The sequence below is a fragment of the Paraburkholderia sp. genome, assembly GCF_036488505.1.
Taxonomy (GTDB): domain Bacteria; phylum Pseudomonadota; class Gammaproteobacteria; order Burkholderiales; family Burkholderiaceae; genus Paraburkholderia.
Map to the genome: position 1 here is coordinate 1 of NZ_DASXHN010000123.1, position 9,924 is coordinate 9,924.

The following is a 9,924-nucleotide window of genomic DNA, read 5'->3' on the forward strand; positions in this document are numbered from 1 at the left end:
TTACGCTCACCTTTCTTCGAGCTTCTCGAGAAATAGCGGGTTACAGAACCTTCCGCGACACGGCCTGACCGTTTAGCGGATTGCGCGAATCAAGTCTTGCTTGGAAGGACCTAAAACAGTGCACCCGGGGAGCATAGCACAGAACCACTAGCCCAGATAGCGGGCCCCATACCCCCAAACACCCGTAATGACAGGCGTTTCACGGGCGGCGCGGCATATCTTCGAGGTGCGCAACGGTGTTCTGTGAGAAATGGGGGCGAAGTGCGCGGGCGACGGCAAATGCCGGTCTCCGTGCGGGCCAGACGGTATCTCGCATATCACGCGGCTCGCCACGTTTTCGCGCGTCAGAAACGACGAAGCCACCCGAAGGTGGCTTACGTTTGCTTCCGCTCGCATGGGGTGGGCGGGTCGCTTGTCTGACCGCTTGCGTGTCGGCCTGGCTGCCCGCTTAGTTGCCGCCCACTAAGCTGCCCACTTACTCGCTCGTGACCTTGTTGCGGCTGGCGCTGCGGCGCTCGTGCTCCTTCAGGTGACGCTTGCGCAGACGAATCGACTGCGGCGTGACTTCGACCAGCTCGTCGTCGTCGATGAATTCAACCGCGTATTCCAGCGACATCTGGATCGGCGGCACCAGACGCACGGCTTCGTCGGTGCCCGACGCGCGCACGTTGGTGAGCTGCTTGCCCTTGATCGGGTTCACGACGAGGTCGTTGTCGCGGCTATGAATGCCGATGATCATGCCTTCGTACAACGCATCGCCCGGCGTCACGAACATGCGGCCGCGATCCTGCAGCTTCCACAGCGCGTACGCAACAGCCGCGCCGTCGTCCTGCGAAATCAGCACGCCGTTGCGGCGCTCGCCGACCGCGCCTTCCTTAACCGGTTGATAGGAATCGAACGTGTGGCTCATCAGACCGGTACCGCGCGTAAGCGTGAGGAATTCCGACTGGAAGCCGATCAAGCCGCGCGCCGAAATACGATATTCGAGACGCGTACGCCCCCGGCCGTCCGATGTCATGTCGAGCAGCTCGCCCTTGCGGCGGCCCAGTTCTTCCATCACGCCGCCCTGATGCGTGTCTTCCATATCGACGGTCAGGTTTTCGAACGGCTCGTGCTTGACGCCGTCCACTTCCGTCATCACCACGCGCGGACGCGACACGGCCAGCTCGTAACCTTCGCGACGCATGTTCTCCACGAGAATCGTCAGGTGCAGTTCGCCGCGGCCCGAGACTTCGAAGGTGGTTTCGTCACCGGTGTCTTTCACGCGCAGCGCGACGTTGTGGTTGAGTTCCTTCATCAGACGGTCGCGGATCTGGCGGCTCGTGACGAATTTGCCTTCACGGCCAGCGAGCGGCGACGAATTGACGAGGAAGTTCATCGTCAGCGTGGGTTCGTCGACGGTGATCATCGGCAGCGCTTCGGGCTGTTCCGGTGAGCAGATCGTCACACCGATGCCGATTTCCTCGATGCCGTTGATCGACACGATGTCGCCCGCCTCGGCCGAGTCCACCTGCACGCGGTCGAGGCCCTCGAACGACAGCACCTGGTTGATCTTGCGATTGAGGATCTCGCCTTCGGGACCCGAGCGCACCGCGACCGCCATGCCTGGCTTGATACGGCCGCGCGTGATGCGGCCGATACCGATACGGCCGACGTACGACGAATAGTCGAGCGACGTGATTTGCAGCTGAAGAGGCGCTTCCGGATCGGCCGGGCGGACCGGCACGTGCTGGAGGATCGCGTCGAACAGCGGACGCATGTCACCGTCGCGCACGTCCGGCGTGAGACCGGCGTAGCCATTCAGGCCCGATGCATAAACGATTGGGAAATCGAGCTGTTCATCGTTGGCGCCCAGCTTGTCGAACAGGTCGAACGTCTGGTTGATCACCCAGTCGACGCGTGCGCCCGGACGGTCCACCTTGTTCACCACGACGATCGGCTTCAGACCGAGCGCAAGGGCCTTTTTCGTGACGAAGCGCGTTTGCGGCATCGGGCCCTCGACCGCGTCGACGAGCAGCAACACCGAGTCGACCATCGACAGCACGCGCTCGACCTCGCCGCCGAAGTCGGCGTGCCCCGGCGTGTCGACGATATTGATGTGCGTGCCTTCGTACTCCACCGCGCAGTTCTTCGACAGGATCGTGATGCCGCGCTCCTTTTCGATGTCGTTCGAGTCCATCACGCGCTCGGCAACCTGCTGGTTGTCGCGGAACGTGGCGGTCTGACGGAGAAGCTGATCGACGAGCGTGGTCTTGCCGTGGTCGACGTGAGCGATGATGGCGATGTTGCGTAGGGCGCGGGTCATAGGAAACCTGAAGACAGTTGGAGTGCGCCACTTGCTGCCGCCTGCTTGTGCCAGCTGGGGACATAAACCCGGCAAGCCTGAATACGACAAGCCCAAAGCGCACTTTTGGGAACCCAACATTATAGCATGGCGAAATGATCCTTTCTGGTATTCCCCGATAGACCAACCCGCTTCACGGCGGCGCGTGCATCGCGGGAACATCCGCCGCGACGGCTTCCAGCACGCCTCTCTGCCGTCCGCTCAAGTGCGGCAGGCCTTTGGCTGAGCTGTAATAACGCTTGTCGCGTCAATCAACAGCCGACTATACTACTGCCTAGACAACCATTGCATTCGCACGAGAATCATGACGGAGCCGTCCACCGAACCCAGCCCGGACCTCAGCGAGTATCAACTCGGTGAAAGCGTGGGCTATCTCGTTTCGCGAGTGAAATCCACCCTTTCGAATCTGATTACGCAGCGCAGCATGGCCGAGTTGGGCATTACCAGCCAGCAAGGCAGCATCCTGTTCATGGTGGCCAGCGGCAAATGTCTGCTGGCGGCCGAACTGGCCCGTGAATACGGTATCGACGCAAGTGCCGTCACGCGGTTGATCGACCGGCTCGAAAAGCGCGGGCTGCTTACCCGGGTACGCAGCAATGAAGACCGCCGCGTCGTCCGCCTCGCTCTAACGCCGGAAGGCCACGCAATTGCCGCGCGCATGCCCGGCATCTTTAACGGCGTGCTCGACAGCCTGCTAAGCGGTTTCACACCCGAGGAAGTGGGCTTTCTCAAAAGCATGCTGCGCCGCGTGCTCGTCAATTCCGGCGAACAGACGGGGCTCTCCCGTGATGCCGCGAGCCACTCCGATAGCAAATCGTAAGAATAAGTTGCTGCGTCCACAAATATATTCCACTCAAGAGTCGAGCGATGAAATCCCTTTCTCTGTCCGCGTCCGCGCTTTCGAGCCGGGCCGCTGTCGCCGCCGCGGTGACAGCGTTCGCCCTTACGGGGTGCGCGAACTACTTTGGCGTGAAGAGCGACAAGCAGATCTCGTCGCCGGCGCAATACGAGGCGACCCAAAGCCTGCCCAACGAAGGCGGCCAGTGGCCATCGCTCGACTGGGCCAACCAGTTCGGCGACCCGCAACTGCCAAAACTGATCGCGGAAGCGCTCGACGGCAACCCGTCGATCGCGCAGGCGCAGGCGCGGCTCGCAAAAGCCTCGTCGTATATCGAAAGCTCGCGCTCGGCATTGTTCCCGAAAGTCAACGGCAGCTATTCGTGGACGCGTGAGCTGTTCTCCGCGAACGCCCTCTATCCTCCTCCGTATGGCGGCACGTGGTATAGCGAAAACAACGTGCTCGCAAGTGCGTCGTGGGATCTCGATCTGTGGGGCAAGAACCGCCAGCGCCTCGGTCAGGCGGTGTCCCAGCAAAAAGCCGCCGAGGCGGACATGCAGCAGGCGCGCGTGACGCTCGCCGCATCCGTCGCGAGCACCTACAACCAGCTCGCGCAGCTTTATGTGTTCCGCGACATTGCCGCGCGGGAGATTGCCAACCGCCAGGATGTCGGCCGCATCACCAACGACCGCGTGAGCGCCGGGCTCGACACCAACGTCGAAAAGCAGACGGCGGCCGGCAACGTGGCGACGAGCCAGTCGAACCTGACCGACCTCGATGGCCAGATCGCGGTCGTGCGCTACCAGTTGGGCGCGCTACTGGGCAAAGGCCCTGATCGCGGGCTGCAAATCGACAAGCCGACGCTGACCGCCGGCGACACGGTTACGCTGCCCGATAACATTCCCGCCGATCTCGTGTCCCGCCGCGCGGACATCGTCGCCGCGCGCTGGCAGGTCGAAGCCGCGATGCACGACGTGAAGGAAGCGAAGGCCGAGTTCTACCCCGACGTGAACCTCGCGGCTGGCTTTGGTTTCGACGCGTTCGGCTGGGGCCGCTTCCTGACTGCGTCGAGCCGTCAGATCCAGTTCGGCCCGGCGATTCACCTGCCGATCTTCGACGCCGGCGCGCTGCGCGCGCAGCTGAAGGGTCGCTACGCCGACTTCGAATTCGACGTCGCGAACTACAACCAGACGCTGATCAACGCACTGCAGGACGTATCGACCCAAGTGTCGTCGATCCGCTCGATCGACCGTCAGTCGGGCGACGCCCAGCGCGCGCTGGATGCGTCGACCAAGGCGTATCAGCTTGCCGTGGTGCGCTACAAGGCTGGCCTGTCGCCGCAGTTGCAGGTGCTGACCGCCGACGACAACATGCTCGCCGCCGAGCAGACCGTGGCGGGCCTGAAGATGCGCCGCCGGGCCTTGCAGATCGGCCTCATCAAGGCGCTGGGCGGCGGCTTCGACGCGACGCAGACTGGCCTCGTGGTGCCGACCGATGCACCGTCATCGGCGAAGGCCGCCAATACCGCCGCGAACTGAGCGCGCCCGTCCGAGCCCGCGCATACGCATACGCAAGAACAACCGAATAAACGACGACGTTCAAAAGCACCCGGAGCACATCAATGAGCACCCCCCAACAGCCCGCCACCCCGCCGCAATCCGCGAACACCGGCAAACGCAAGCGCATGATGACCCTGCTCGTCATCGTGATCCTGATCGCCGCGGTGGCATACGGCCTGTATTACTTCCTGGTCGCGCGCTTCCATGAAGACACGGACGATGCCTACGTAAGCGGCAACGTCGTGCAGATTACGCCGCAGGTCACTGGCACCGTCATCGCAGTCAACGCGGACGACACGCAGATCGTCAAGGCCGGCGATCCACTCGTGGTGCTCGATCCGGCCGATGCGCGCGTCGCGCTCGAACAGGCCGAGGCGAATCTCGCGCAAGTGGTGCGCCAGGTGCGCGGCCTGTTCGCCGACGATAGCCAGTACGAAGCGCAGGTTTCGCTGCGCCAAGCCGACCTGTCGCGCGCTCAGGACGACCTCAAGCGCCGTCTGACGGTCGCGCAAACCGGCGCGGTATCGCAGGAAGAAATTTCGCATGCCCGCGACTCGGTGAAGACCGCGCAGGCCGCGCTCGACGCAGCGAAACAGCAGCTCGCGGCCAACCGCGCGCTGACGGCGAACACCACCATCGCCGATCACCCGAACGTGCAGGCCGCCGCCGCGAAGGTCCGCGACGCCTACCTCAACCACGCGCGCAACACGCTTCCGGCGCCGGTCACCGGTTATGTCGCCAAGCGCTCGGTGCAGGTCGGCCAGCGCGTGTCGCCGGGCACCCCGTTGATGGCCATTGTGCCCCTGCACGACGTATGGGTCGACGCGAACTTCAAGGAAGTCCAGCTGAAGCACATGCGCATGGGCCAGCCGGTCGAACTGACGGCCGACGTCTACGGTTCGTCGGTGCCATACCACGGCAAGGTGGTCGGTTTCTCCGCGGGCACCGGTTCGGCGTTCTCGCTGCTGCCGGCGCAAAACGCGACCGGCAACTGGATCAAGGTCGTGCAGCGTTTGCCGGTGCGGATCGCGCTCGATCCGCAGGAACTCGAGAAGCACCCGCTGCGCATCGGTCTATCGATGCAGGCCGACGTGAACATCAAGGACGACTCGGCTGGCCAGCTCGGCAATGCGCCGAACACCTCATATCAGACCAACGTGTTCGACAAGTACGGCGCGGAAGCCGACGCGGTCATCGCGCGCATCATCGCGGAAAACGCTGGCCCGAACGGCAATCAGAAGTCGGCGCAAACCAGCGCGGCAGCGAAGCCGGCGGCGAAGAGCTGAGCGGCCCCGACGATTCATAAAAGGCTTTTTTAATGGCTCAGGCTCAGGCGCAAGTCCCTCATCCTCCGCTCGAGGGCGCGCAACTGGTAATCGGCACCATCGCGGTGTCGCTCGCCGTATTCATGAACGTCCTCGACACGTCGATCGCGAACGTGTCGATTCCGTCGATTTCCGGCGACCTCGGCGTATCGTCCGACCAGGGCACGTGGGTCATCACGTCGTTCGCGGTCGCCAACGCGATCTCGGTGCCGCTGACCGGCTGGCTCACCGACCGTATCGGTCAGGTGCGCCTGTTCATGGCGTCGATCATCCTGTTCGTGCTGTCGTCGTGGATGTGCGGATTGTCGCCGAACCTGCCGTTCCTGCTCGCGTCGCGGGTGCTGCAAGGCGCGGTGGCCGGCCCGATGATTCCACTGTCACAGACGCTGCTGCTCGCCAGCTATCCGCGCGCGAAGGCGCCGATGGCGTTGTCGATGTGGGCGATGACCACACTGATCGCGCCCGTTGCTGGCCCGATTCTCGGCGGCTGGATTTCCGACAATATTTCGTGGCCGTGGATTTTCTACGTCAACATTCCGGTGGGCATTCTCGCCGCCGCCGCGACGTGGATGATCTTCCGCAACCGCGATTCAGTCGTGAAAAAAGCACCGATCGACGGCGTCGGTCTCGGCCTGCTCATCGTCTGGGTCGGCTCGCTGCAGGTCATGCTCGACAAGGGCAAGGATCTCGACTGGTTCTCGTCGACGACCATCGTCGTACTGGCGCTCGTCGCGGTGATCGCGCTCGCGTTCTTTATCGTGTGGGAGCTGACGGCCGAGCATCCGGTCGTCGACCTGTCGCTGTTCAGCGGACGCAATTTCACCGGCGGCACGGTCGCGCTGTCGATCGGGTATGGACTCTATTTCGGCAATCTCGTGCTACTGCCGCTGTGGCTGCAGACAGATATCGGCTACACGGCGACCGAAGCCGGCCTCGTGATGGCGCCGGTCGGTGTGTTCGCCATTCTCCTATCGCCGATCACTGGCAAGATTCTGCCGCGCACCGACCCGCGCTATATCGCGACCCTGTCGTTTCTCATCTTCGCACTGTGCTTCTGGATGCGTTCACGTTATACCACCGGCGTCGATACCTACTCGTTGACGCTGCCTACGCTAATTCAGGGTATCGGCATGGCGGGCTTCTTCATTCCGCTCGTGTCGATCACCCTGTCCGGTCTGCCGGGCAACCGGATTCCCGCGGCTTCCGGCTTGTCGAACTTTGTGCGGATCATGTGCGGCGGTATCGGTACGTCGATCTTCCAGACCGCGTGGGAACATCGCACAGTCATGCACCACGCACAGTTGACCGAGCGCGCGAATGCGTACAACCCGGTGTTCGATCAGTCGATCCATCAGATGGGCGCCGCCGGTTTCAGCGAGCCGCAGGCGTATGGTCTGTTCAACTCGATGGTCTCGCAACAGGCCGCGCAACTGGGCGTGAATGATCTGTTCTTTATTTCGGCCGGTATCTTCATCGCTCTGATTGCGCTGATCTGGATCACACGCCCGGAACGCGCGGGCGGCGACGCGGGCGCAGCGGCAGCGGCGGCGCATTGAAGCGCTGTCTGTGAGACATCGCGTCGGCTCGGCCGAGCGCTAGACGGTATGAAAAAAGCGGGATCGCTAGCTGCGATTCCGCTTTTTTATTGAGCGCGGCAAGCGGGTGCGACGCTCACGATTCCACGTGCTCCGTATCGCTTTCTGACGTCACGACCAGACGCTCGGGCGCGAGCACGCCATCGCCGGGCTTCGCGACGCCAAGCAGCCGCCCATCGGCCGAATAGACCCTGACGCGCGACGCCTGCAGCGCGGTGCTGGTGATCTCAAGCGTGGAAAGCTTCAGACGCTGGCCGTGCGAAAAACGACGCGTATCGTCGTCGTTGAGGCAGACCTGCGGGAACGTCGAAAGCAACGCATCGACCGGTTGCAGCCATCGGTCGCGGGCGCTCTGGGTCGCGTCGGACAGCGCGTCCAGCGTGACCGCATGTTCGAGCGTCAGCGCCCCGACGCCAGTGCGCCGCAACGCGATCAGATGCGCTCCGCAACCAAGCGCTTCGCCGATATCTTCCGCGAGCGTGCGCACATACGTGCCCTTGCTGCATGTGACGCGAAACGTCACGTCCGTCAGCGCGCACGCGATCAATTCGAGCGCGGCGATCGTCACCTGGCGCGCTTCCCGCTCGACCGTCTGACCGGCGCGCGCGTATTCGTATAGCGGCTTGCCGTCGCGCTTGAGCGCCGAGTACATCGGCGGAATCTGCAGTATCTCGCCGTGAAACTGACGCAAAGCGGCCCGCACCGCCGCTTCGTCACACTCGACCGCACGGATGTCGACCGCTTCGCCTTCGGCGTCGCCAGTGGTCGTGCGAATGCCGACGCGCATCGTCGCCTCGTAGGTTTTATCGGCTTCCAGCAAGTCTTGAGAAAACTTGGTGGCCTCGCCGAAACACAGCGGCAGCAGGCCGGTCGCGAGCGGGTCAAGCGTGCCAGTGTGGCCCGCTTTTTTCGCCAGATAGAGACGCTTCGCGCGGATTAGCGCGTCGTTGCTCGACAGGCCGATCGGCTTGTCCAGTAGCAGGACGCCGTCTATCGCGCGACGCGGCACGCGGGGGCGTTGAGGTGCGGTCATGTCAGCGAGGCAAAGACTTCAGGGAATACCAAAAATGACGCCATGGGACGTTGGAAAAGTCACGGCAGCAGGCACTCAGTCGTCTTTCGCGCGGGTCGAGTTTGCTTCGTCGATCAGGCGCGACATCTCGACGGCCCGCTCGATTGTCTTGTCGTAGTGGAAATGCAGCGTCGGCACTGTATGGATGTGCAGGCGCTTGAACAACAGGTTGCGCAGATGGCCGGCCGCGTGCGTGAGCGCTTCGAGCGTCTGCTGCGGATCGCCCGTCAGCGTCGTGAAGTAAACCTTCGCGTGCGCGTAGTCGGGGGTCAACTCGACGCTCTGAAACGTGACGAGGCCGATACGCGGGTCCTTGACCTCGCGCAGCAGCTCCGACAAGTCGCGCTGGATCTGATCGGATATCTGCACGTTGCGATTGGGTGAAGAACGTTTTTTAGGCATGGTAGGGGTGATCCGGTCTGTCGGATGCAAAAAAAATTGTTCGCGCGCGCCGCGATTTTTACCTGTTCGATGCGGCGGCATCGCAGCGCTGCGCCATATAAATGACTCGCTGCCCCGTGGGCTCGACTAAGCCAGTTCCGGTCGAGTCAGGCGATCCTGGCGGTGGAACGACGAACCGACAGCCACCGGCTCAAAAACAACGGGCGGAGCGGGCGTCAAGCCCGTTCCGCCCGTTGTGCCGTGCCGCGTGAATTACAGCGTACGCGCGACTTCGGTAACCTCGAAGACTTCGAACTGATCGCCTTCGACGATATCGTTGAAGTTCTTGATCGACATACCGCACTCGAAGCCCTGACGGACTTCCTTGACGTCGTCCTTGAAGCGCTTGAGCGAATCGAGCTCGCCCGTGAAGATGACGACGTTGTTGCGCAGCACGCGCACCGACGACGAGCGCTTGACGAAACCGTCCGTGACCATACAGCCGGCCACCGCGCCGATCTTCGGCACCTTGAAGACCTGACGCACTTCAACCGTACCCGTCACGACTTCGCGCTTCTCCGGTGCCAGCATGCCCGACATCGCGGCCTTCACGTCATCCACTGCGTCATAGATGATGTTGTAGTAGCGAATATCGACGCCGTTGGACTCCGCCAGCTTGCGAGCCTGTGCATCCGCACGGGTGTTGAAGCCGATGATGACCGCCTTCGAAGCCGTTGCCAGGTTGACGTCGGACTCGCTGATGCCGCCCACCGCGCCGTGCACGATCTGCACGCGCACTTCGTCCGTCGA

The 9,924-nt window shown here is 62.8% G+C and carries 8 protein-coding genes; 4 read left to right on the forward strand and 4 right to left on the reverse strand.

The window, feature by feature from the left end; genetic code table 11:
- Window positions 1-475 precede the first annotated feature (475 nt).
- A complete protein-coding gene (gene typA / locus VGH68_RS06950; RefSeq protein WP_331602812.1) occupies window positions 476-2,305 on the reverse strand; it encodes a translational GTPase TypA in 1,830 nt (609 codons plus the stop codon).
- Window positions 2,306-2,648: 343 nt separating this feature from the next.
- On the opposite strand from typA, the gene VGH68_RS06955 reads away from it, so the two are divergent.
- The 4 genes from VGH68_RS06955 (at window position 2,649) to VGH68_RS06970 (ending at window position 7,622) form a co-directional block, all read left to right on the forward strand.
- On the forward strand, window positions 2,649-3,164 hold the full coding sequence (locus VGH68_RS06955; RefSeq protein WP_331602814.1) for a MarR family winged helix-turn-helix transcriptional regulator: 516 nt from the start codon (window positions 2,649-2,651) through the stop codon (window positions 3,162-3,164).
- Between the two features lie 47 nt (window positions 3,165-3,211).
- The gene (locus VGH68_RS06960; RefSeq protein ID WP_331602816.1) at window positions 3,212-4,720 is read left to right on the forward strand and encodes an efflux transporter outer membrane subunit; all 1,509 of its coding nucleotides are present in this window, start codon (window positions 3,212-3,214) and stop codon (window positions 4,718-4,720) included.
- Between the two features lie 83 nt (window positions 4,721-4,803).
- Window positions 4,804-6,027 carry an EmrA/EmrK family multidrug efflux transporter periplasmic adaptor subunit gene (locus VGH68_RS06965; protein ID WP_331602817.1) on the forward strand — a complete coding sequence of 408 codons (1,224 nt, stop codon included), beginning with the start codon at window positions 4,804-4,806 and terminating at the stop codon, window positions 6,025-6,027.
- A gap of 32 nt (window positions 6,028-6,059) precedes the next feature.
- On the forward strand, window positions 6,060-7,622 hold the full coding sequence (locus tag VGH68_RS06970; RefSeq protein ID WP_331602818.1) for a DHA2 family efflux MFS transporter permease subunit: 1,563 nt from the start codon (window positions 6,060-6,062) through the stop codon (window positions 7,620-7,622).
- A 115-nt stretch (window positions 7,623-7,737) separates the two neighbouring features.
- On the opposite strand, the gene truB is transcribed toward VGH68_RS06970, so the two are convergent.
- The 3 genes from truB to VGH68_RS06985 all read right to left on the reverse strand — a co-directional run.
- A complete protein-coding gene (gene truB / locus VGH68_RS06975) occupies window positions 7,738-8,694 on the reverse strand; it encodes a tRNA pseudouridine(55) synthase TruB (protein ID WP_331602819.1) in 957 nt (318 codons plus the stop codon).
- A 75-nt stretch (window positions 8,695-8,769) separates the two neighbouring features.
- A complete protein-coding gene (gene rbfA / locus VGH68_RS06980; protein WP_331602820.1) occupies window positions 8,770-9,135 on the reverse strand; it encodes a 30S ribosome-binding factor RbfA in 366 nt (121 codons plus the stop codon).
- A 252-nt stretch (window positions 9,136-9,387) separates the two neighbouring features.
- The coding region (locus VGH68_RS06985) for a translation initiation factor IF-2 (protein WP_331602821.1) at window positions 9,388-9,924 on the reverse strand (537 nt) is incomplete at its 5' end.